We start from the raw sequence: 21,195 nt of genomic DNA on the forward strand, positions 1-21,195 counted from the left end.
TCAGTCTCCTTCCATATTTCCGGTTTATTCGAATTATCAGGTCAAAAAAATATCAGGCTTCGGCCTTTGACGGGCTCTCCGCGCAACTGCCATCGGCGCAGCACTCATCCGCGAGATAGCCGATCAGCGCCGACATCGCCGTGTAATTGGCCCGGCAGATCAGTGTCGTGCCCTGGCGCTCCTGGGTCACCAGGCCGGCATCCACAAGCTTGCGGCAATGGTGCGACAGGGTCGAGGCGGGGATATCCAACTTCTGCTGCAGAGCGCCGACCGGCAGGCCGCCGAACCCGGCCCGCACCAGCGCCCGATACAGCCGCAGCCGTGTCGGATTGCCAAGGGATTCCATCTGGGATGCTGCTACTTCGAGTTTCATGGAAATATGGATAGTCACGAAATGCGCGGCCGTCAAGGCTATTTCGATGTTTATCGAAATAGGAAGCACTCAGACAGGGCCAAGGCACAAAGGTGCCGGTGGATCGGGTCCGTTGCGGCACGTTCTGACAAAGGAGAAAGCAATCGGGAAATTCGGGAGTTTTTCAGCTGGTCGGAGTGGAGTGATTCGAACACTCGACCCCCACGTCCCGAACGTGGTGCGCTACCAGACTGCGCTACACTCCGTGACCAGCGGCGCCTCTATAGACCAGCGTTTTTTGTTGCACAAGCGCTGATTTGAAAAAACCTGCGGCAATGTGAAAAATCGGTGACGGGCAAGGTTTTGAAGACGTGCGTTGCCGCCCGCCACCTTCGCTCTCCCAGCGGTTCAAGCAACGGAACAGGCACGGCAGCGTGGCCGCAAAGCATCAGCGCCAATAATTCACGCAAATCGTGCGGGTCGCGATTTAACAATCGCACAATTGCGGCTAATGACGTCGATGTGGAAAGCGTCAATGCGGGGGGCGCGGCGAAACTTTCCGGCACAATACTTGAGGAACGAGACAGATGAATTTCCGCATGCTCACCCTGGCCGGCCTGGGGCTGGCACTTGCCGGCTGCACCACGTCGGGCCCAGCCAAGAACGCAATCGAAGCCCGCTGGAACGGCCAGCCGGCCGGCGCCTTCTTCGCCAAGTTCGGCCCACCGATCAACGACAGCAATGTCGGCGGCGCAACGGTCTATACCTGGCGCGGCGGCTACAAGACCCGCGCCGTGGCGGCAACCTACGAGGAACTGCCGAACGGCAAGAAGGGCAAGATGCTGACCCGGGGGCGCACCGAATACCTGCGCTGCGAAGTGCAGCTGACCGTGTCGCCGGACTACAATATCCGCGGCATCCGCACGGTCATCGACAAGCCCGGCCAGGCCGGCGGCCCGAGCTACTGTGAAGAGTTTCTGGGCGGCGCCTGAGGCTTGTGATCGGACCCATGGGTCAAGCCATGGGCCTGGCTTTTCCGGTCGGATGCGGGGCAAATAACTGGCGGCAGCGCCAGTTCGCCCCCCTCTGCCCTGCCGGGCATCTCTCCCACACGGGGAAAGATCGACCGGAGACTGGCCCCTCGTCCGCCAAAATTGGCGCTGAACACGACGTGGGCGCTTATCTAATCGGAGAAATCGACGGCGCCTCACCCGATCTCCCCCGTGTCGGGGAGATGGCTGGCAAGCCAGAGGGGGGAAAGCCGCGCATTAAAGCGGTCCGTCGTGTTCTGTGAAGCCCGGCGGATTCACGCTTTTGGAATGGCGCTACCGGAGCAGCGAAATCAGCGGTTCGGTGCTGGCATTGGCGATGGCAAGCGCCTGGATGCCGAGCTGTTCCTTGGTCTCAAGGGCTTTGAGGCGGGTGGATTCGAGGTCCATGTCCGCATCGACCATCTTGCCGACGCCGTAGTGGATGGAATCCTGCAGATCCATTACGAAACCACTCTGCAATTCCACCCGTGTGACCAGCGCGCCCAGCGTCGTGCCGACATCGGTGGCGCGCTCGGCCATGGCGTCGATGACGCTGATCATCTCCTCGATCTCGGTATCGGTGACGCTGTCGTTCAGCACCATCTCGTCATAGGTCGGACCGCTCTCGCCGTTGAACATCACCCAGCTCTTGGCCGTGCCCAATTCCGCCGCAAAGCCGGAGCCGGTCAGGATGCCGCTGTCGCCGCTGACATCATCGATCAGGAAATTGACCTCGGAGGTTCCGGCGACGCCGGCCACGTCGTAGTCGACATTGGTCACCGTCACGCCGCCGTCGGCATCGCGGCGGAACGAGCCGACCAGTTGCTTGGGCGCATCGTCGGCGACATCGGTGCGCCACAGCCAGTTCTGGCCGGAAAAGCTTGATGCATGGGTAATGGTCTTCAGCTGCTCTTTCAGCTCAACGATCTCGGTATTGATCTTGTCGCGATCGACGCCCGGCTCGCGGGCCAGCACCATGCGCGTCTTGATCTCCTGCATGACATCGACGGCGCTGTCGACACCGTTATAGGCCGTGTCGACAATGGCGCCGGCCATGCCGAGCGCATCCTCGACCGCCGACAGGGCCTTGTTGTCGGAGCGCATGGTCGTGGCGATCGACCAGTAGGCCGCATCGTCGGAGGCCTGGGCGACCCGATAGCCGGTGGTCACCCGCGATTGCGTTTCGCCCCGGCCATCGATCGTGGCCCTCAGTATATCGAGCGCGCCAATTGCAGCGCCATTGGTTTTTATACTCAACATTTACTTAACTCACTCAGTACGAAAACCAGATAAGGAAATACGACCGAAAAATACGCAACACCCACTCGGAAAACTGGAGTTCAGAACGCGAGACTTGATGCTGAACAACTCATTTATACATCTGTTAAGGTTAAAAAATGCCTTATGAATGAGATAAATATTTCGTAAACGGGACGTTTACTGAAATTTTATCTTAATGAAGAAAGGGGTAACGTCGGGAGCCAAGGATTGGCAAGGCCAGCGGATGCACAGCAAGAGGCTCGCGGCGATGGTGGCCGCCCGCAAGCGGCTGGCCAGTCGGGCCAACGAGGCGCTTTATCTTGCCAAAACCGTCGGGCGCGCTCTCGTTCGCACCTGGGAGCCCGCCAAGCCAAAGCTTGTCAGCGCCTGAAGGCAAACAGGAGACAAAAGGGCCGCACACGTCTTTGCAGGCAATGTATCAAGCGGTTTTCGCTGATCTCCTGGCCAGGTTGGCAACGAGATCACTGAAGCGGTCGCCCTGGATGACGACGTGATCGCGTAGCAGCTTTCGGGCAAGATCGGCATCGCCTGCCAAGATCGCCTGCACAATGCCGGCATGTTCATCAAAGGAGACCTTCATGCGGTTGCGGACCCGCAATTGAAGCCGCCTGTACGGCCTCAGCCGGCGATGAAGCGCAACGCACTGGTCCTCAAGGAATCCGCTGTGGCTGGCTGCATAGATGGCGCGATGGAAGATCTCGTTGTCATAATAGTAGGCGTCCGTGTCGCCGCTGGCCGCTGACCGTTCACAATTGGCATGGGCCGCAAGCAGCGCGTGCCGGTCCTCCTCGACGTGGCGACGGGCAGCGCTGGCCCCGGCCATGCCCTCCAGTTCCGCCATCACCTCGAACATCTCGAAGACGCGCCCGGGCGCCGGATCGGTGACGACGGCGCCGCGCCGCGGCCGGATCTCGACCAGGCCGATGGCGTCCAGTTGCATCAAAGCTTCCCGGATCGGCGTCCGCGAGACCCCGAAGCGGGTTGCAAGCTGCACTTCATCCAGCCGGGCTCCCGGAGCGAACTCCCCGGTGACAATGAGGTTCTCGATCTCGTCACGCAGCTTGAGAAACGTATTTTCGGACATGCGACCCCTCGCGTATGCAGGAACTGTAATTCTTGTATACAATATACTTGACTTCGTGTGCAAGATCGGGAACTCATATAAATGTACAGCTGGAGGGCTGGAACAAAAGGGAGGAGAAAAAAATGCGATACCTTTCGAGACAGCTGATTCTGGCTGCCGGAATTGCCGCCGCCTGCGTCCTGGGCGGCCAGGCCAGCGCGCAGACGGTGCTGAAGGCCTCACACCAGTTTCCCGGTGGCAAGGGCGATATCCGCGACGAGATGGTCCAGATGATTGCCCGCGACGTGGCGGCGGCCAATGTCGGCCTGGAGATCCAGGTCTTTCCCGGCTCCTCGCTCTACAAACCGAACGACCAGTGGAATGCCGTCACGCGCGGCCTGCTCGACATGACATCATTTCCGCTGGATTACGCGTCCGGCCGGTACCCGATCTTCTCGGCGACCCTGATGCCGGGCCTCGTCGGCAATTTCGACCGCGCGGCACGTCTCAACGACTCGCCCTTCATGGCCGATATCAAGAAGGTCATCGAGGATGCCGGCGCGATCGTGATTTCCGACGCCTGGCTGTCGGGCGCTTTCGCATCCAAGAAGAGCTGCATCACCTCGCCCGACACGATCAAGGGCCAGGTGATCCGTGCCGCAGGGCCGGCATTCGAGGAAATGCTGGTGGCGGCCGGTGCGTCGATCTCGTCGATGCCGTCATCCGAAATCTATACCGGCATGCAGACGGGCGTGCTCGATGCAGCCAACACCTCGTCATCGAGCTTCGTTTCCTATCGCCTTTTCGAGCATGCCAAATGTCTGACGGCGCCGGGTGAAAACGCGCTGTGGTTTATGTACGAGCCCGTGCTCGTATCCAAGAAGGTCTTTGACGGCCTTACGCCCGAACAGCAGAAGGCAATCCTGGACGCCGGAGAAAAGGCGGAGGTCTTCTTCAACCAGGAAGTCCGCAAGGGCGACCAGATCATGATCGATGCCTACAAGAAGGCAGGGGTCGAAGTGGTGGAGATGTCCAAGGCGGATTACGACGCCTGGCTCGCAGTGGCCAAGGAGTCCTCCTACAAGAACTTCGCGGCGAATGTGCCGGATGGCGACAAGCTGATCGAGAAGGCCCTAGCTGTCAAATGAGCGGCAGGTGACGCTGGCGGCGCGTCCCGATGCGCCGCCCCCTCTTTCAACACCCAAGGATTTTCAGAATGGTGAAAGCCTATATCACGGCTGTCGGCAACCTGTCGCGCGCCCTTGCTGTTGTGTCGACGGCGATGATCGTCGCATCCATGCTCGTCGTCTGCCAGATGATCCTCATGCGGTATGCTTTTCGCCTGCCGACGATCTGGCAGACCGATTTCGTCGTGTTCAGCGCCACGGCTGCCATGTTCCTCGGCGCACCCTATGTCCTGCTCAAGGGCGGACATGTCGGCGTCGATGTTGTTGAACTGCTGCTGGCCGATCGCGCCCGTGCCAGGTTGCGGCTGGTCGGCAGCATGCTCGGGCTCGTCTTCTGTATCCTGATGACCGTCGCTACCTGGATCCAATTCCATGAGGCGTGGGTCGGCAACTGGAAGCATTCCAGCGTCTGGGCGCCGCCTTTGTGGGTTCCCCTTCTCGCCCTTCCCCTCGGCTTCGGCATGCTGTGCCTGCAATATGTCGCCCACATCCTGGCATTGCTGTCGGGAACCGTGGCGGACAAGGGTGACCCCGTTGCTTTGACGCCTGAGCTTCCCGCCGGCCTGCTCAACCCCGCCGGCCTTCCCGACAAGGACAACCGGCCGATGAAGGAGTCCATCCGATGAGCCCGACCGCTTCCGGCCTGCTGATCATTGCAGCGCTGTTCGTTCTCCTTGCCACGGGCATGCCAATTGCCTTCGCGCTGGGTCTTGCCGCCTTTGCCGCTCTCTTCCTGCAAAGCGGGCTCGACATTTTCTACATCCTCGGCGACACCATGTTCTCCGGCATCGCCAATCTTGCCTATGTCTCTATCCCGATGTTCGTGCTGATGGGGGCCGCCGTTGCCTCGTCCCCGGCAGGCTCGGACCTCTACACGTCCCTCGACCGCTGGCTGAACCGCATCCCCGGTGGGCTGGTGCTGTCCAATATCGGAGCCTGCGCTATCTTTTCAGGCATGACCGGCTCGTCGCCGGCCACCTGCGCGGCGATCGGCAAGATGGGTATTCCGGAAATGCTGCGGCGCGGCTATCCGGCGTCCGTCGCCACCGGTTCAATCGCCGCCGGCGGGACGCTCGGCATCCTGATCCCACCCTCCGTCACGCTGATCGTCTACGGCATCGCCACGGAAACCTCGATCGGCCGGCTCTTCATGGCGGGTGTCGTTCCCGGCATCATGCTGACCGCCATGTTCATGGCCTGGGCCATTATCGACTGCAAGCGCAAGGGCTACGAGTTCGATGCCCGCGCCGTCCGCTACACGATGAAGGAGCGGTTCGCCGGCCTGCCGCGGATCATGCCCTTCCTGCTGATCATTGCCGGCACGCTCTATGTTCTCTACGGCGGCATCGCCACGCCATCGGAGGCAGCCGGCGCCGGGGCGCTGCTGACCCTGCTCGTCGTCGTCATTGCCTATCGCCTGTTTCGTTTCCGGCCGATTGCCAACATCTTTGGCTCGGCGATGCGCGAGAGCGTGATGATCATGATGATCATGGCGGCCGCAGAGCTCTTCGCCTTCGCCCTGTCGTCGCTGTTCATCACCCAGACGGTCGCCACCGTGATTGCCGATCTGGAGGTCAACCGCTGGGTGCTGATGGCGATCATCAACATCTTTCTGCTGATCTGCGGCATGTTCCTGCCGCCGGTTGCCGTCATCGTCATGACCGCGCCGATGCTGTTCCCGATCGTCACCCAGGCCGGCTTCGACCCCTACTGGTTCGCGATCGTGCTGACCATCAACATGGAAGTCGGGTTGATCACGCCGCCGATCGGTCTCAACCTGTTCGTCATCAATGCCATTGCACCGACGATCCGGACGAAGGATATCCTCTGGGGTGCCCTGCCCTATGTGCTCGTCATGTTCCTGGCGATCCTGATCCTGTGCATCTTCCCCGATATCGCCACATGGCTGCCCAATCAGATGCTGGGAGCGATCGAATGAACACCACGACCTTCCTCGCCGACATGCTGCAGACGATCGCCGAAAGCGGACGCAGGTTTCTGTCGCTTGCTCCCCGCGAAGACAATGGCGATGCGTTGCAGGGGATGGAGGCCCTGTGCGAGACGCTGCTGTCGAGCCGGGGGGAAGCCTCGGGCATGGCACTCGCCAAGACCATCCTCGATCGATGGCAGAGCTTCGATCCCGGCCGGCAGCGGGATTTCATGCAGCTTCTGCTGTCGCGCTTCGGCCCGAACGCCGAACGGCTTGAAAAGGCGATCGACGCCTACCGTGCCGAACCGGGGCCGCAGGCCCTGCTGGAACTGCACATGGCCGCCGAACCCCGCCGCCAGGAGCTGATCCGCCGGTTCAACCTGGCACCGAACGGCATCGCGACGCTGGTGCGCATGCGCGAAGTCCTTTTGAAGCTAAAGGCCGAGGATCCGGACCTGGAAGCGGTGGATGCGGATTTTGCCCATCTGTTCGGTTCCTGGTTCAACCGCGGCTTCCTGGTCCTGCGGCCGATCAGTTGGTCGACCCCGGCCGATATCCTGGAAAAGATCATCCGCTACGAAGCGGTCCACCATATCGGCGGATGGGACGAATTGCGCCTGCGGCTGGCCCCTGAGGACCGGCGCTGCTTTGCCTTTTTCCATCCTCAACTCAGCGACGATCCGCTGATCTTCGTGGAGGTGGCGCTGACGAAGACGATCCCGTCGAATATCGGCGAACTGCTCATGGAGGATCGCGCGACGATCAGCGCCGGCGATGCGACTACCGCCGTGTTCTATTCGATCTCGAATTGCCAGGAGGGCCTGCGCGGCATTTCCTTCGGCAATTTCCTGATCAAGCAGGTCGTGGAGGATCTTCGGCGCGAACTCCCAAAGCTCAATACCTTCGTCACCCTTTCGCCCGTTCCAGGCTTTGCGGCCTGGCTGTCGCGCGAACGGCAGACGGAGACGTCGGAAATCCTGTCGTCGGCCGACCGCTCACGGCTTGCGGTTCTGGACGAGCCCGGCTGGGCCGAGAGCCCGGAAACGGTTGCAAGTATCCAGCCGCTGATGACCACGGCGGCGGCCTGGTATTTCCTCAGGGCCCGCAACCCGAATGGCAAGGTGATCGACCCGGTCGCCCGCTTCCACCTCGGCAATGGCGCCCGGCTGGAGCGGATCAACGTGCTCGGGGACCGGTCTGCCCGCGCGATGCGGCAGGCGCATGGGCTGATGGTCAACTATCTCTACAAGCTCGACGACATCGAGACCAATCACGAAGCCTTCGCTGGTCGCGGCGAAGTCGTCGCAGCGCCGGCGATCCGCCGAATGGTGCCGGCAGACCAGGGGTCGCGCGGCCTTTCGACACTACCACTTCTCACGGCCGCAAACCCGGCTTCGACCCAGAGCACAAAAACCAAAGGCAGCAAGGAGATTTCCGCATGAGCAACCATCTTTTCGATGCAATCCGTCATGCTGCGCGCCCTGATGCCCTCTTCATCGAAACGACCGGCGGCCGGACCTGGACCTATGGCGACATGCTGGAGCAGTCGGGCCGGCTTGCGGGCGCGCTTGACAGGCTTGGCCTGCGGCCCGGCGATCGCGTCGCCGTCCAGGTCGACAAAAGCCCGGAAGCCCTGATGCTCTATCTCGCCTGCGTGCGGGCCGGCGCCGTCTATCTGCCGCTCAATATCGCCTATACCTTGGCCGAACTCGATTATTTCATCGGCGATTCCGAGCCGTTCCTGGTCGTCTGCACGCCGAAAATGCGCGATGGCCTGCAGCCGATCGCCCAGAAATACGGTGCCCTTGTCGAAACCCTTGACGCCGACGGCGGCGGCTCGCTGCTGGACCTGGCACAGGACGAGGATCCGGACTTTCTCGACGCGTCCTGTGGCCCCGACAGCCTCGCGGCAATCCTCTATACATCGGGCACGACAGGACGCTCCAAGGGCGCCATGCTAACCCACGACAATCTGCTGTCGAATGCGTCGACGCTTCGCGACGTCTGGCAATTCACGGCAGATGACCGGCTGATCCATGCCCTGCCGATCTTTCACACCCATGGTCTTTTCGTCGCCTCCAACGTCGTGCTGCTATCCGGTGCGTCGATGTATTTCCTGCCGAAGTTCGATCCGGACGAGGCCCTGCAGCTCATGCAGACATCGACCGTCATGATGGGCGTGCCGACCTTTTATGTGCGCCTTGCGCAGCATGACGGGCTGACGCGTCAGGCGGCGGCCAAGATGCGCCTGTTCGTCTCCGGATCGGCGCCGCTGCTGGCCGAGACCCATCGCGCCTTTGCGGAAAAGAGCGGCCACGCCATCCTCGAGCGCTATGGAATGACCGAAACCAACATGAATACATCCAACCCCTATGACGGAGACCGCATTGCCGGCACGGTCGGCTTTCCCCTGCCCGGCGTTTCCCTGCGCGTCACCGATCCCGAAACCGGCAAACCTCTGGCTGACGGCGAGACCGGCATGATCGAGGTCAGCGGCCCGAACGTCTTCAAGGGATATTGGCGCATGCCGGAAAAGACCCAGGCCGAGTTCCGCGCCGACGGCTTCTTCATCACCGGCGATCTCGGCAAGATCGACGAACGCGGCTATGTCCACATCGTCGGCCGCGGCAAGGACCTGGTGATTTCGGGCGGCTACAACATCTATCCGAAGGAGGTCGAAACCGAGATCGACCAGATTCCGGGCGTCGTCGAAAGCGCCGTCATCGGTGTCCCTCACCCCGATTTCGGCGAGGGGCTGACGGCCGTGGTGGTCAGCAAGCCCGGAGCGAGCCTCGATGAAAATATCGTCCTCAACGGGCTGAAGGACCGGCTGGCGCGTTTCAAGCAGCCCAAACGGGTGATCTTCATCGACGAACTGCCGCGAAACACCATGGGCAAGGTGCAGAAGAACATCCTGCGCGACACCTATGCCGGCCTGTACCGCAAAGAAAGATAGGGTCACGACGTCAACCGCCACGAGGACTTGGCAAGCCGGGAACGGCTCTAGAACTCCACCTCGAGCTCGATGATCTCGTCGGGTTCGGCCTTGGCGCCTTCGGTCCATTCGACCATCAGGGGCCAGGAGAACACGGTGTCGCAATAGGCGGCCAGTTGCGGTTCGAGTTCGACCGAATAGGTGCGGAACCGGCTGCAGACCGGCGCATACATGGCGTCGGCGACGGTGGGCGTCTTGCCGAACAGCCAGGGCCCGCCGCTGAGCTCCAGGCACTCGGTCCAGATCGCCTTGATGCGCTCGACATCGGGGCGGGCGCCGGAGAAGATCTTGAAACGCGGGTGGACGGTCTTGAGGTTCATCGGCAGGGCGGAGCGCAGGTTGTAGAAGCCGGAATGCATCTCGCCGGAGACCGAGCGGCAATGGGCACGCGTCACCTGGTCGGCCGGCCAAAGCCCGGCCTTCGGCTTGATCTCGTGCAGGTATTCGGCGATGGCCAGCGTGTCCCAGACCGTCACGCCGTTATGGGTCAGCCGCGGCACGAGCACGGAGGGCGACAGCAACAGCAGTTCCTGACGGGCGTCGTCGTCGAGGTCCACCATGACTTCCTTGAAGTCGAGACCCGCCATGCGGCACAACAGCCAGCCGCGCAGCGACCAGGAGGAGTAGTTCTTGGAGGAGAGGGTCAGTGTCGCATGCGCCATCGGAGTGAACATCCCTGTCGGACAATGTTATGCTTTCACTCACAATCTTCTCGCATAGTGGACCTTGTTGCACTAGCATTTTTTGCAGTGCGGCAATTCTGCGGTGACGGGGTCCCTTGCTCATGCTCTATCAAACCTACCAGTTCCATGACGACCTGATGGCGCCGATGCGCGACATGGCAAGGCGGCTGCAAGCCTTCTCAGGCTTTTCGTTCTGGGAACCGGTCAACACGATGTCGCGGTATTTCGGCGCAGCGATGGAGCTGATTTCGCGCTTCGAGATCATCCATACCGGTCCGGAATTCGCGATCACCTCCGTCATGATCGGCAATCGCGACGCGCCCGTGACCATCGAGACGGCGCTGGACCTGCCGTTCGGCAAGCTCCTGCATTTTGCCGTCGATGTCGACACGCCGCGGCCCAAGGTGCTGGTGGTGGCACCGCTGTCCGGCCATTTCGCGACGCTGCTGCGCGGCACGGTGCAGACCCTTTTGCGCGATCACGACGTCTATGTGACCGACTGGGTCAATGCCCGCGACGTGCCGCTGTCGGCCGGACGGTTCGGCATGGACGACTATGTCGACTATATCATCCGGTTTCTCGAGGAGATCGGGCCGGGCGCCCATGTCCTGGCGGTCTGTCAGCCCTGCGTGCAGACGCTGGCGGCCGTCGCCATCATGTCGGAGCAGAAGCATGCCGCCACGCCGCGCACCATGACGCTGATGGCCGGGCCGATCGATCCGCGCGAAAGCCCAACAAAGGTCAACGAACTGGCTGTTTCGAAATCGCTGGCCTGGTTTGAAGATTCCCTGATCAGCACGGTCCCGTCCCGCTTCGGGGGCGCCGGGCGGCGGGTCTATCCGGGCTTTCTGCAGCTTGTCGCCTTCATGGCGATGAACATGGACCGCCATCAGGAGGCGCATCGCAAGCTGTTCGAGCACCTGGCCAAGGGCGAGACGGAGAAAGCGGACAAGATCAAGGCCTTCTATGACGAGTATTTCGCCGTGCTCGACATGACGGAAGAATTCTACATCGAGACGATCGACCGGGTGTTTCAGAAGGCGGAACTGGCGACGGGCAATTTCACCCATCACGGCCGCAAGGTCGATCCCGGCCATATCCGCAATACCGCCCTTTTAACCGTCGAGGGCGGGCGCGACGATATCTGCGCGCTTGGCCAGACCTCGTCGGCCCACGAACTGTGCCGTTCCCTGCGCCCGCATCTGAAGCGGCATCATCTGCAGGCCAATGTCGGCCATTACGGCGTGTTCAACGGCCGGCGCTGGGAAGCCGAGATCTACCCCGTGGTGCGCAACATGATCCTAGCGATGGAATAGGCCTTCCGGACGTCTGCGACTGTCGCAGACGTCGGCGAGGCATACCATCCGATCAGCCCCTGGCCTTGCTCCTGCTGCTCAGGGCGTTGAACAGGCGGTCGGCGATGATGCCGATGAAGGCGATGGCAAGGCCGGCGACAATGCCGCGACCTGCATCGGCCTTGGACAGCGCAATGAAGACTTCCTGACCGAGATCGCGGGTGCCGATCATCGCGCAGATGATGATCATGGCCAGCGCCATCAGGATGGTCTGGTTGATGCCGAGCATGATTTCCGGCAGGGCCAGCGGCAATTGCACGCGCCAGAATGTCTGCCTCCTGGTGCAACCGGAGACCAACGCCGCCTCGATCAGCGAGGGCGGGACCTGCCTTATGCCGTGATTGGTGTAGCGGATCGCCGGCACGATGGCGAAGGAGACGGTGGCGATCATCGCCGTGACATCCCCGACCCGAAACAGCATGACCACCGGCATGATGAAGCAGAAGGACGGCAGGACCTGCAACGTGTCGATGACGGGCGTGATGAAGCGGTTGAACCGCTCGCTCCTGGAGGCGAGCAGGCCGAGCGGCACGCCGATCAGGCAGGCGATGAAGGCGGAAATGCCGCAGAGATAGACCGTCGACATGGTCTTTTCCCAAAGGCCGGTGACCGCGCAGAACAGCGTCAGCAGCACGACCGTGACCGAGAGCCTTGGCCCCCCGAGCTGGTAGCCGGCAAGGCCGAGCAGCAGGACGGCACCCATCCAGGGAACGTTCTCGCAGAGTGCGCGCACGGGATTGAGCACGTAGAGGATGAGGGTGACCCGAAACACTTCGATGACGTCGAACAGGTTGATCGTCGCCCAGTCGAGTGCTGCCTTCCAGAGCGGCGCGGTGCTGAGCGTCATGGATTTCGGCAGCTGCGTGAAGGCCGGCACCCAGACGCTGACGACGGTGGTGACGACCATGATGACAATGGCCAGCGTCAAGTTGGGATAGCGGCGCCAGAACGGGCCGGTCTCATCCGTCTCGGCACTCGTCTTCGCCTGGCGCGCGGCAATCGCCTGGCTGAGTCGGTCGAGCGCGATGGCGAGTGCGACGATCGCCAGACCCGCCTCCATGGCCTCGCCGACCTTCAGCGCCCGCAGCGCCAGGAGGACGTCGTAGCCGAGACCGCCGGCGCCGATCATCGAAGCGATGATGACCATGTTGAGGGCCAGCATGATCACCTGGTTGACGCCGACCATCAGCGTCGGACGGGCGGACGGAATGAGGACGCGCCACAGTTTCTGCTGTCTGGTGCAGCCGGCCATCTCGCTGAAATCAGCAATTTCGGACGGCACGCGCGATAGGCCGAGAATGGTGGCGCGCACCATCGGCGGCGTTGCGAAGATGGCGGTGGCGATCATCGCCGAAACCGGGCTGTTGCCGAACAGCAGCAACATCGGGATCAGATAGGCAAAGGTCGGGATCGTCTGCATCAGGTCGAGCGCCGGCGAGATCACCAGCCTGTCCAGCCAGGGCCGGCGCCAGGCGGCAATGCCGAGCAGCAGGCCGGTCAAAATGCAGAACGGCACCGCGATCGAGATCAGCCCGAGGGTGAGCATGGCGCTCGTCCACTTGCCGAACAGGGCGATATAGACGAAGCAACCGCCGACGATCAGGGCCAGCTTGTCGCCGCCGAAAGCGCGACCTGCGAGATAGGCAGAAGCGCATATGCCGAGCCAGGACAGGCGCGGCAGGGTGATCGCCTCGGGCCCATGGCCGAACTTGAAATTCTTGGCAAACAGATCGAGCGCAAATTCGAGCGGCACACCCAGCGTGGCGGTGATGAGGCGGGTGAAGCTGCTGATATTGGTCTTCAGCCACTTCATGAGGGCCGAGACCCAATCGGCGGCCGGGATGACGGCATCGGCTGGATATCGGACCGCGAAGGAAAGCGTGTCGCGCAACAGGAAAAGCACCAGGACTGCGGCCAGTGCCGCGGCCCAGATGGCCGGCCATGTCGGGATGGGACGGCCGTCGGTTGCGCGTGTCTCAGAGGCGAGCAGCGCCATGGCCATCCTCCCCGGATTCCAGACCCGCCAGCAGGCTGATCACGGATTTCGGCGTTACTTCGCCCAGCAACGATCCATCGGCATCGGTGACCGCAAACGGCTTGCCGGACCGCACGATCTGAGGGGCAAATGTCGAGATGCGGGCGCCGGGCAGGACGCTGCCGCCATGATTACCGGTGGTTGGCGCCTGCATCAGGCTGCGGGCCGAGACCACCTTGGCGCGCTGCACATCGCGGGTGAATTCGGCCACGTAGTCGGTGGCCGGATGGATCACCAGTTCCTCGGGCGTGCCGATCTGGATGACCTGGCCGTCCTTCATGATGGCAACGCGATCGGCCAGCCGGATTGCCTCGTCGAAATCATGGGTGATGAAGACGATGGTCTTGTTGAGCACCGATTGCAGGCGCATCAGTTCGTCCTGCATTTCCCGGCGGATCAGCGGATCGAGCGCCGAGAAGGGCTCGTCGAGAAACCAGATTTCAGGCTTGGTGGCGAGGCTGCGGGCAATGCCGACGCGCTGCTGCTGGCCGCCCGACAGTTCCCGCGGATAGAAATGCTCGCGGCCGTTGAGGCCCACCAGTTCGATCACCTCACGGGCGCGCTTTTCGCGCTCCGCCTTGCCCATGCCCTGGATGCTCAAGGGAAAGGCGATGTTTTCCAGCACGTTGAGATGCGGCAGCAGGGCGAAGTTCTGGAACACCATGCCCATGCGGTGGCGCCTGAGCTCGATCAGCTCGGCGTCCGAGATCTTGAGCAGGTCCTTGCCCTCGAATTCCACCTTGCCGAAGGTCGGCTCGATCAGCCGCGACATGCAGCGCACCAGCGTCGACTTGCCCGAGCCTGAAAGCCCCATGATGATGAAGATCTCACCCTGGCGGATTTCCAGGTCGACACTGCGAACCGCCCCCACAAGACCGGCCTTGGCCAGATCTTCGGCGCTGGCCCGTCCATCGCGGGTTTCGATGAAGTGTTGCGCGTCGTTGCCGAACACTTTCCAGACGTTGCGGCAGGCCAGCTTGATCGGCCGTTGGTCACGTGTCACGCCGAGAGGCGTTGCGACGCTGGCATCAGCAATACTGTTCATGCGTATTCCTCGAAACCGTTGCTCACCAAGGCGGCCCCGGACCTCTCGGACCGGAGCCGGCACCGTTTCAGACGGGAAGCCTATTCGGCCCAGGCCTTCCAGGTCGCTTCATTGGCAGCGATCCATTCGGCCGCGACATCTTCCGGCGCCTTGCCGTCGAGGTCGATCTCGCCGCTCATCTTGTTGAGCACCTCGGTTTCGATGGTGTAGGCCTTAGCGATCTTGTAGGCGACGGGCCATTTTTCCTTCATGCCCGCCCAGGAATATTTGAAGATATCGCCATGCGGCTTGCCGCAGTCATATTTGGCATCGGGGTTCGAGCCCCATTTCGGATCGGTGTAGCATTCCTTGGTATATTCCGGGAATTCGACCCATTCACCCTTGTATTTGGCCGGTGCCCAGTGAGGCGAGTAGACCCAGAGCATGATCGGCGCCTCGCGCTGGTAGGCGGAGTCGAGTTCGGCGAACATCGCCGCGTCGGTGCCGGCATGGATGACGGTGAACGGCAGGCCCAGTGACACGACACGTTCGTCGTCAAAACCTTCCCAGGTGACCGGGCCGCCGAGGTAACGGCCCTTGGGCGCGGTCTCGGCCGTCGAGAAGGCTTCAGCGCAGGCCGGCGCCTTCAGGGCCTCCCAATTGGGCAGGCCGGGGCATTTGGCCTTCATATATTCGGGAAACCACCATTCTTCCTTGGCCTTGGGGCCGAGGGGGCCGAGGTTTTCGGTCTCCTTGGTGGCGTCGGACGCCGCCATCGCCTCGCCGGCTGTCGTTGCCCAGAACTCCATGCCGATCGTCAGGTCGCCCGTGGTGAGGCCCGTCGTGAGGCTCGAGAGATAGTCGGCCGTTGGATATTCCACGGTGTAGCCGAGCTTTTCGAGAATGCCGCCATAGATCTTGGCATTGAGGTTGACGCTGGTCCAATCGAACAGTGCGATCTTGATCGGATCGTTGGATTCCGGCGCTTGCGCGAAAGCAAGGGGCGCCAGGAAGGATGCCGCCGCCAGAGCGACGACCCCGGAGCCCACTTTCGAAAGCAGTCTGCTTCTCACCATGCTAAATTCTCCCGTTAACTGCTGAAATTCCCCGAATTTTTCGTTGGACGACGTGATGCGTCCATATCGCTGTGCATAGCCTTGCGATCTCGTCGGTACCGCATGGGCACGCATAGTCACACGCTACTGGAGACGCGGAGGCATCATTGACGCAATGGGACCCGCAGGCCCCGAAAGCGCCCCTGTTCTTTCGTCAGAAGAATACTATTACACTCCCAGTAACATTCCACAACGCCGAAAACGGCGAAAAGGGCAGATTTCGCCCTGATTTGACGGGCTTCGACGACGGCCGTTCCATTTTGCCGCAATGATCGGCGGGTTGCTTTTGAGAGGGCAGCAGATGCCTCGTCCTTGGGCAATTCGATCCTGATCGTGATAGTGACGGGAAATAAATATTCCTATCGGTTGATAGTTGAGGTTTGCGAGGGAGCGGCCGGATGGTATAGGTTTACCCGACTGGACGACGTTTCGGGCGCATGGAGGCTCCGATGCCGATACTGCAAAAAGATCCCGGAGGGCTTCCTGCCGGCTTGCTGCCACCGCCGCCGAGCCGGATCCTTCGGCCCGGAATGCCCACCCTGCCCGCGGGACTAGAGCGTTACCGCGTGAGAGGCGGCGGTTCGGTGGTTGTCCGCGTCAGTGCGGGCGATCGTATCACGGTTACCGATACCGAAGGCCGGCAAGCGGCAGAGGTGAGCTTTGTCGATCCAGACGGCCGGTTCGCGGCCCATGGGCTGGGGACCGCCTTTACCAATCAGGCGGACGGACTGAAGGCCATCCTGTCCACGCCAGACGACAGTGCGGCGCGAACGCTTGCCGCGCTGAAGCGCCGCGGCGTCGATCTGGCTGAGGCCGGCGCCTTGCGGCTGTTCGGCACGCAATCGATGCCCGGCAGCCGGGCGGATCTGACCATCACCAGCGATGGCCTGTTGATCGTGGCGGCTCCCGGCGAAGCCATGGAGCCGGGCAACCAGGATACGGCGACGCCGATCGAACTCAGGGTGCAGCGGGTAAGCCTCCAACGGTCCTACGAGCAGACGCTGCCGGAGCCGATGGCGGATTCGCTGCAGGAAATCCGGGTGCGGGCAGCCACGGCCACGGCCTATTTCGTTCGCGCCGGAGAGTTCATTCAGATCATCGATGTGTCCGGCCGGCAGTGTACCGATTTCCAGGCGTTTTCCGCCCGCAAGGTCGACAAGGGACTGGATCTCGCGCTCGATTCGACGGTCACCCGCACATTGCTCGGCCGCAGCTACCCGACCCCCGGCCTACCATCGAAGGCGTTCGACCGGGATTTCGAGCCACTGATGGAGATCGTCCAGGACACGGTGGGTCGTCACGACGCGTTCGCGACGGCCTGCAATTCCCGCTATTACGACGACATGGGTTATCCCGGCCATGTGAATTGCACGGACAATTTCAACGCCGTGCTGAAACCCTACGGCATCCCGCCGCGCAAGGGCTGGGAAGCGATCAACTATTTCTACAACACCCATATCGATCACAACAACCAGCTCTATCTGGATGAGCCATGGTCGCGTCCCGGCGACTATGTGCTGATGCGGGCGATGACCGATCTGGTCTGCGTTTCCTCGTCGTGCCCGGACGATATCGATGCGGCAAATGCCTGGAATCCCACGGATATCCATGTCCGGACCTATTCCGGTCAAGAAAAATTCTCAAGAGCGGTGGCCTACCGAATGACCCCAGATGCCGATGCCGAGCTGACCCGCGAGACGGCCTTCCATGCGCGACTGTCGCAGATGACGCGCGATTTCGTCGAATATCGCGGCTACTGGCTGCCGAACAGTTTTGCGGATACCGGCCCGACCGAGGAGTACTGGGCCTGTCGCGAGGCGGCGGTTCTGATCGATCTGTCACCACTGCGCAAGTTCGAGGTGACCGGACCGGACGCCGAGGCGCTGCTGCAATATTGCCTGACCCGCGACGTGCGCAAGCTCTCCACCGGCCAGGTCGTCTATTCGGCGATGTGCTACGAGCATGGCGGCATGATCGACGACGGCACGCTGTTCAAGCTGGGCGACACCAATTACCGCTGGATCGGCGGCGACGACCAGAGCGGCATCTGGCTGCGCGAGCAAGCCGAAAAGATGGGCTATCAGGCCTGGGTGCGCTCCTCGACCGATCAGATGCACAATATCGCCATCCAGGGGCCGAAGAGCCGGGAGGTTCTGAAAGACATCATCTGGACGCCGGCCAAGCAGGCGTCGGTCGCCGATCTCGAATGGTTCCGGTTTTCGGTCGGGCGCATCGGTGATTTCAACGGCGCGCCGATCGTCGTGTCGCGCACCGGCTATACCGGCGAACTCGGCTATGAGATCTTCTGCCACCCGAAGGATGCCAACGCGGTGTTCGACGCGGTGTGGGAAGCGGGCAAACCGCACGGACTGAAGCCCATGGGCCTTGCCGCCCTCGACATGGTGCGCATCGAAGCCGGCCTGATCTTCGCCAATTACGAGTTCACCGACCAGACCGATCCGTTCGAGGCGGGCATCGGCTTTACCGTGCCGCTGAAATCGAAGGGCGACGACTTCATCGGCCGCGATGCGCTGATCCGGCGCAAGAACACTCCGCGCCAGGTTCTGGTCGGCCTCGACATCGACGGCAACGACGCCGTCGGCCATGGCGACTGCATCCATATCGGCCGGGCGCAGGTGGGTGTCGTGACCAGCGCCACACGCTCGCCGATCCTCAAGAAGTCGATCGCCTTGGCGCGGGTCGATACCCTCTATGCGGCTCCCGGAACGCAAGTCGAAATCGGCAAGCTCGACGGCCAGCAGAAACGGCTGCCGGCCGTGGTCGTTGCGCTCTCCCATTACGATCCGGGCAAGACGAGGCCGCGGTCGTAATTGTACGCCCTGTCTAACAGCGGATGACTTCGAGATAGCCTGACACGGACATTTCCCGCATGGCATCGTCGCGGGTGATGATCGCCATCTTGCGCACGCGGGCCGTCGCGATCAGATAACAATCGCCCGGATCCCGGTGTCCGGTGGCCGCGACGACATTTGCGGCCTCCACCGCTGTCCTTTGATTGATGGGAGCGATTGTAGCCGAGGTGACGCGTAGTGCCGCGCGAAACCAATCGCTCGCAAGCATATCGCCAAGGCCCGGAGCGTTTCGTGTCTTGCGTGCAGCCAGTGCGATCTCCCACGCGGTGATCGGCGAAACAGTGAGATTGCCGTCACGCTGGCCTCTGCCTATGGCGATCAGGGCGTCCGTTGCAAGTTGCTCTGTTCCGCTGACCAGCCAATACAGCGCATGGGTGTCGAGCAGGGCGCCGGACAAACTGTCAGACCTTGCTCTGGCGCTTGCTTTTCAGAACCTGATCAGCGATCGGCTTGGTGAGATCGATCGTTTTCTCCAACTGGAACCGCTCGTTTTTCAACGCGCCGAGACCCTTCACCGTGACAAACTGTCCGGTCTCGTCATCGCGAATAACAACAGTGGAATGTGCCGATGCCTTGTCCATAATGCATTTTAGCACACACTGCGGCTTGGGGCCATACGAATGCGAAGGCCGGAGACACCACCCGCAACCCAAGTTACAGGTGGTGTCGTCATTTCACTTCCAAACGACCATGGCGCTTTCAAAGACGGCTGGCCGTCTTCAATTCTTCAAATAGGTCTCCATGGAATCGTCGAGTTCCTCCAGCCAGGGCGTATGGTGCTTCGGCGAGAGGGTGCCGGTCATCAGCGAGCGGTAGGCATTGTTGCGGAAGCCCATGATGTCTTCGGCCTTGTGGTGTTCCCATTCCATGAAGGTCTTGTTGGTGGCCTCGATGTCGAAGCTCGGATAATCCGTCGCATCGATCAGTTCCTGGACATAGTCGCCCTGGAACCAGATCATCTGCTCGGCATCCTCGAGCGTTTCCTCGCGGGCCCGCCACTTGTCGAAATCGGCCTGGAGCTCGGCTTGCGGCGGCAGGGCGATGCGGCCGAGGATGATGTCGCGCACATACCAGGCCTGGGCGTCGAACATGTTGAAGGTGTAGAACTGGTCCTGCATGCCGATGTAGAACAGTTTCGGGTTCTTCTCGAACTGCACGCCCTTGTAGAGCATGTCGGCCCACATGCGGTTGGCCGTGACCAGCCGCAGGCTGTCGGGCAGGAACGGGAAATAATGCTGGTAGCCGGTGCACAGGATGATGGCATCGACTTCCTTGGTGGTGCCGTCCTTGAAAAAAGCCGTCTTGCCCTCGACCTTTGTGAGCAGCGGCCGTTCCTCGAAACGTTCCGGCCAGTTGAAACCCATCGGCTTGGAGCGATAGGAGGTTGTGACGGATTTGGCGCCGTATTTCCAGCACTGCGAACCGATGTCCTCGGCCGAATAGGAGCGGCCGACCAGCAGCACATCCTTGTCCTTGAATTCCAGGGCATCGCGGAAGTCGTGGGCATGCAGGACACGGCCGCCGAAACTTTCGAAGCCCTGAAAGTAAGGCACCTGCGGCGTGGAGAAGTGGCCGCTGCAGACCACGACATAATCGAACTCCTCGTCATAGACGATGTCCTTGATCCGGTCGTGGGCGCGCACGGTGAATTTCTGCGTCGCCTCGTCGAAATCGACCATGCGCACGGGCGTGTTGAACCGCACCCACTTCTTCACGTCGGCCTTCTCGACCCGGCCCTTGATATAGTCCCAGAGCACGGCGCGCGGCGGGTAGGAGGCGATCGGCTTGCCGAAATGTTCCTCGAAAGTGTAGTCGGCAAATTCGAGGCATTCCTTCGGGCCGTTCGACCAGAGATAACGATACATGCTGCCGTGGACCGGTTCGCCGAACTCGTCGAGGCCGGTGCGCCAGGTATAGTTCCACAGGCCGCCCCAATCGGCCTGCTTCTCGAAGCAGACGACTTCCGGGATCTCGGCGCCCTTTTGGGCCGCCGACTGGAAGGCCCGCAATTGCGCCGTTCCCGATGGTCCGGCGCCGATGACTGCAACTCTGGTCATGTCTTGTTCCCTCATTTCTTGTTGTATCGTCACATGCCGGGGGACGGTTCCTCACCCTCGTCAGAAGGCCCCTCCCAAACCCTCCCCACAAGGGGGAGGGCTTAATCCGTTGCACCCTCTCATTTGGACCGCAGCGCTCACCCGGAGTTCGACATGGAATTCGAGATTGCACCAGGCGAAGACGGGCCCCTCCCCCTTGTGGGGAGGGTTGGGG

Annotated in this window: 19 protein-coding genes and 1 tRNA gene; 9 read left to right on the forward strand and 11 right to left on the reverse strand. The window is 61.6% G+C overall.

Annotated features, from left to right (window positions below; translation table 11 throughout):
- Positions 1 to 52: 52 nt before the first annotated feature.
- Together HFC70_RS24430 and HFC70_RS24435 are read right to left on the reverse strand one after the other, a co-directional pair.
- Positions 53 to 373 carry a helix-turn-helix transcriptional regulator gene (locus HFC70_RS24430; protein WP_168475917.1) on the reverse strand — a complete coding sequence of 107 codons (321 nt, stop codon included), beginning with the start codon at positions 371 to 373 and terminating at the stop codon, positions 53 to 55.
- 168 nt (positions 374 to 541) lie between these two features.
- Positions 542 to 618, reverse strand: a tRNA-Pro gene (locus tag HFC70_RS24435).
- A 321-nt stretch (positions 619 to 939) separates the two neighbouring features.
- Here HFC70_RS24435 and HFC70_RS24440 point away from each other — a divergent pair.
- Positions 940 to 1,344 (forward strand): hypothetical protein, encoded by a 405-nt coding sequence (locus HFC70_RS24440; protein WP_168475918.1) that lies wholly within the window; start codon positions 940 to 942, stop codon positions 1,342 to 1,344.
- 333 nt (positions 1,345 to 1,677) lie between these two features.
- On the opposite strand, the gene HFC70_RS24445 is transcribed toward HFC70_RS24440, so the two are convergent.
- Positions 1,678 to 2,643, reverse strand: coding sequence for a flagellin (locus HFC70_RS24445; protein ID WP_168475919.1), 966 nt, complete (start codon positions 2,641 to 2,643; stop codon positions 1,678 to 1,680).
- A gap of 244 nt (positions 2,644 to 2,887) precedes the next feature.
- Between HFC70_RS24445 and HFC70_RS24450 the strand changes: the two genes are divergently transcribed.
- Positions 2,888 to 3,034, forward strand: coding sequence for a hypothetical protein (locus tag HFC70_RS24450; RefSeq protein WP_168475920.1), 147 nt, complete (start codon positions 2,888 to 2,890; stop codon positions 3,032 to 3,034).
- 48 nt (positions 3,035 to 3,082) lie between these two features.
- Here HFC70_RS24450 and HFC70_RS24455 read toward each other — a convergent pair whose 3' ends face one another.
- A complete protein-coding gene (locus HFC70_RS24455; RefSeq protein ID WP_168475921.1) occupies positions 3,083 to 3,748 on the reverse strand; it encodes a GntR family transcriptional regulator in 666 nt (221 codons plus the stop codon).
- Between the two features lie 122 nt (positions 3,749 to 3,870).
- Here HFC70_RS24455 and dctP point away from each other — a divergent pair, with 122 nt between their 5' ends.
- The 5 genes from dctP to HFC70_RS24480 all read left to right on the forward strand — a co-directional run bounded on the left by dctP (position 3,871) and on the right by HFC70_RS24480 (position 9,800).
- Positions 3,871 to 4,875 carry a TRAP transporter substrate-binding protein DctP gene (dctP, locus tag HFC70_RS24460; RefSeq protein WP_168475922.1) on the forward strand — a complete coding sequence of 335 codons (1,005 nt, stop codon included), beginning with the start codon at positions 3,871 to 3,873 and terminating at the stop codon, positions 4,873 to 4,875.
- 68 nt (positions 4,876 to 4,943) lie between these two features.
- Positions 4,944 to 5,540 carry a TRAP transporter small permease subunit gene (locus HFC70_RS24465; protein ID WP_168475923.1) on the forward strand — a complete coding sequence of 199 codons (597 nt, stop codon included), beginning with the start codon at positions 4,944 to 4,946 and terminating at the stop codon, positions 5,538 to 5,540.
- The gene (locus HFC70_RS24470) at positions 5,537 to 6,853 is read left to right on the forward strand and encodes a TRAP transporter large permease (protein WP_168475924.1); all 1,317 of its coding nucleotides are present in this window, start codon (positions 5,537 to 5,539) and stop codon (positions 6,851 to 6,853) included. The genes HFC70_RS24465 and HFC70_RS24470 overlap by 4 nt, the downstream gene beginning before the upstream one ends.
- Positions 6,850 to 8,286 carry a malonyl-CoA decarboxylase gene (locus tag HFC70_RS24475; protein WP_168475925.1) on the forward strand — a complete coding sequence of 479 codons (1,437 nt, stop codon included), beginning with the start codon at positions 6,850 to 6,852 and terminating at the stop codon, positions 8,284 to 8,286. The genes HFC70_RS24470 and HFC70_RS24475 overlap by 4 nt, the downstream gene beginning before the upstream one ends.
- Complete coding sequence (locus tag HFC70_RS24480) at positions 8,283 to 9,800, forward strand: malonyl-CoA synthase (RefSeq protein WP_168475926.1); 1,518 nt, start codon at positions 8,283 to 8,285, stop codon at positions 9,798 to 9,800. The genes HFC70_RS24475 and HFC70_RS24480 overlap by 4 nt, the downstream gene beginning before the upstream one ends.
- Before the next feature lie 47 nt (positions 9,801 to 9,847).
- Here the strand turns inward: HFC70_RS24480 and HFC70_RS24485 are convergent, their stop codons facing one another.
- Positions 9,848 to 10,501, reverse strand: coding sequence for a glutathione S-transferase (locus HFC70_RS24485; RefSeq protein WP_168475927.1), 654 nt, complete (start codon positions 10,499 to 10,501; stop codon positions 9,848 to 9,850).
- A 122-nt stretch (positions 10,502 to 10,623) separates the two neighbouring features.
- Between HFC70_RS24485 and HFC70_RS24490 the strand changes: the two genes are divergently transcribed.
- Positions 10,624 to 11,838 (forward strand): polyhydroxyalkanoate depolymerase, encoded by a 1,215-nt coding sequence (locus HFC70_RS24490; RefSeq protein WP_210259428.1) that lies wholly within the window; start codon positions 10,624 to 10,626, stop codon positions 11,836 to 11,838.
- Between the two features lie 52 nt (positions 11,839 to 11,890).
- On the opposite strand, the gene HFC70_RS24495 is transcribed toward HFC70_RS24490, so the two are convergent.
- The 3 genes from HFC70_RS24495 to HFC70_RS24505 all read right to left on the reverse strand — a co-directional run bounded on the left by HFC70_RS24495 (position 11,891) and on the right by HFC70_RS24505 (position 16,012).
- Positions 11,891 to 13,873: a proline/glycine betaine ABC transporter permease gene (locus tag HFC70_RS24495; RefSeq protein ID WP_246735940.1), complete on the reverse strand. Its 1,983-nt coding sequence runs from the start codon at positions 13,871 to 13,873 to the stop codon at positions 11,891 to 11,893.
- Complete coding sequence (locus HFC70_RS24500; protein WP_168475930.1) at positions 13,854 to 14,957, reverse strand: glycine betaine/L-proline ABC transporter ATP-binding protein; 1,104 nt, start codon at positions 14,955 to 14,957, stop codon at positions 13,854 to 13,856. Before HFC70_RS24500 ends, HFC70_RS24495 begins: the two co-directional genes overlap by 20 nt.
- An 80-nt stretch (positions 14,958 to 15,037) precedes the next feature.
- Positions 15,038 to 16,012, reverse strand: coding sequence for an ABC transporter substrate-binding protein (locus HFC70_RS24505; protein ID WP_168475931.1), 975 nt, complete (start codon positions 16,010 to 16,012; stop codon positions 15,038 to 15,040).
- Positions 16,013 to 16,581: 569 nt separating this feature from the next.
- Here HFC70_RS24505 and HFC70_RS24510 point away from each other — a divergent pair.
- Entirely contained in the window at positions 16,582 to 18,882 is a 2,301-nt protein-coding gene (locus tag HFC70_RS24510; protein WP_246735941.1) for a DUF1989 domain-containing protein, read from the forward strand.
- Between the two features lie 13 nt (positions 18,883 to 18,895).
- Here HFC70_RS24510 and HFC70_RS24515 read toward each other — a convergent pair whose 3' ends face one another.
- The 3 genes from HFC70_RS24515 to HFC70_RS24525 form a co-directional block, all read right to left on the reverse strand.
- Positions 18,896 to 19,321: a type II toxin-antitoxin system VapC family toxin gene (locus tag HFC70_RS24515; RefSeq protein WP_168475933.1), complete on the reverse strand. Its 426-nt coding sequence runs from the start codon at positions 19,319 to 19,321 to the stop codon at positions 18,896 to 18,898.
- A 4-nt stretch (positions 19,322 to 19,325) separates the two neighbouring features.
- Complete coding sequence (locus tag HFC70_RS24520; protein ID WP_168475934.1) at positions 19,326 to 19,505, reverse strand: hypothetical protein; 180 nt, start codon at positions 19,503 to 19,505, stop codon at positions 19,326 to 19,328.
- Between the two features lie 138 nt (positions 19,506 to 19,643).
- On the reverse strand, positions 19,644 to 20,981 hold the full coding sequence (locus tag HFC70_RS24525; protein ID WP_168475935.1) for an NAD(P)-binding domain-containing protein: 1,338 nt from the start codon (positions 20,979 to 20,981) through the stop codon (positions 19,644 to 19,646).
- Positions 20,982 to 21,195 lie beyond the last annotated feature (214 nt).

The sequence above is a fragment of the Agrobacterium sp. a22-2 genome, assembly GCF_012276985.1.
Taxonomy (GTDB): Bacteria; Pseudomonadota; Alphaproteobacteria; order Rhizobiales; family Rhizobiaceae; genus Allorhizobium.

Excerpts from the sequence above, each read along its gene's own strand:
- HFC70_RS24430 (WP_168475917.1), bottom strand. The coding sequence starts at position 373 with ATGAAACTCGAAGTAGCAGCATCCCAGATGGAATCCCTTGGCAATCCG.
- HFC70_RS24440 (WP_168475918.1), top strand. The coding sequence starts at position 940 with ATGAATTTCCGCATGCTCACCCTGGCCGGCCTGGGGCTGGCACTTGCC.
- HFC70_RS24445 (WP_168475919.1), bottom strand. The coding sequence starts at position 2,643 with ATGTTGAGTATAAAAACCAATGGCGCTGCAATTGGCGCGCTCGATATA.
- HFC70_RS24450 (WP_168475920.1), top strand. The coding sequence starts at position 2,888 with ATGCACAGCAAGAGGCTCGCGGCGATGGTGGCCGCCCGCAAGCGGCTG.
- HFC70_RS24455 (WP_168475921.1), bottom strand. The coding sequence starts at position 3,748 with ATGTCCGAAAATACGTTTCTCAAGCTGCGTGACGAGATCGAGAACCTC.
- dctP (WP_168475922.1), top strand. The coding sequence starts at position 3,871 with ATGCGATACCTTTCGAGACAGCTGATTCTGGCTGCCGGAATTGCCGCC.
- HFC70_RS24465 (WP_168475923.1), top strand. The coding sequence starts at position 4,944 with ATGGTGAAAGCCTATATCACGGCTGTCGGCAACCTGTCGCGCGCCCTT.
- HFC70_RS24470 (WP_168475924.1), top strand. The coding sequence starts at position 5,537 with ATGAGCCCGACCGCTTCCGGCCTGCTGATCATTGCAGCGCTGTTCGTT.
- HFC70_RS24475 (WP_168475925.1), top strand. The coding sequence starts at position 6,850 with ATGAACACCACGACCTTCCTCGCCGACATGCTGCAGACGATCGCCGAA.
- HFC70_RS24480 (WP_168475926.1), top strand. The coding sequence starts at position 8,283 with ATGAGCAACCATCTTTTCGATGCAATCCGTCATGCTGCGCGCCCTGAT.
- HFC70_RS24485 (WP_168475927.1), bottom strand. The coding sequence starts at position 10,501 with ATGGCGCATGCGACACTGACCCTCTCCTCCAAGAACTACTCCTCCTGG.
- HFC70_RS24490 (WP_210259428.1), top strand. The coding sequence starts at position 10,624 with ATGCTCTATCAAACCTACCAGTTCCATGACGACCTGATGGCGCCGATG.
- HFC70_RS24495 (WP_246735940.1), bottom strand. The coding sequence starts at position 13,873 with ATGGCGCTGCTCGCCTCTGAGACACGCGCAACCGACGGCCGTCCCATC.
- HFC70_RS24500 (WP_168475930.1), bottom strand. The coding sequence starts at position 14,957 with ATGAACAGTATTGCTGATGCCAGCGTCGCAACGCCTCTCGGCGTGACA.
- HFC70_RS24505 (WP_168475931.1), bottom strand. The coding sequence starts at position 16,012 with ATGGTGAGAAGCAGACTGCTTTCGAAAGTGGGCTCCGGGGTCGTCGCT.
- HFC70_RS24510 (WP_246735941.1), top strand. The coding sequence starts at position 16,582 with ATGCCCACCCTGCCCGCGGGACTAGAGCGTTACCGCGTGAGAGGCGGC.
- HFC70_RS24520 (WP_168475934.1), bottom strand. The coding sequence starts at position 19,505 with ATGGACAAGGCATCGGCACATTCCACTGTTGTTATTCGCGATGACGAG.
- HFC70_RS24525 (WP_168475935.1), bottom strand. The coding sequence starts at position 20,981 with ATGACCAGAGTTGCAGTCATCGGCGCCGGACCATCGGGAACGGCGCAA.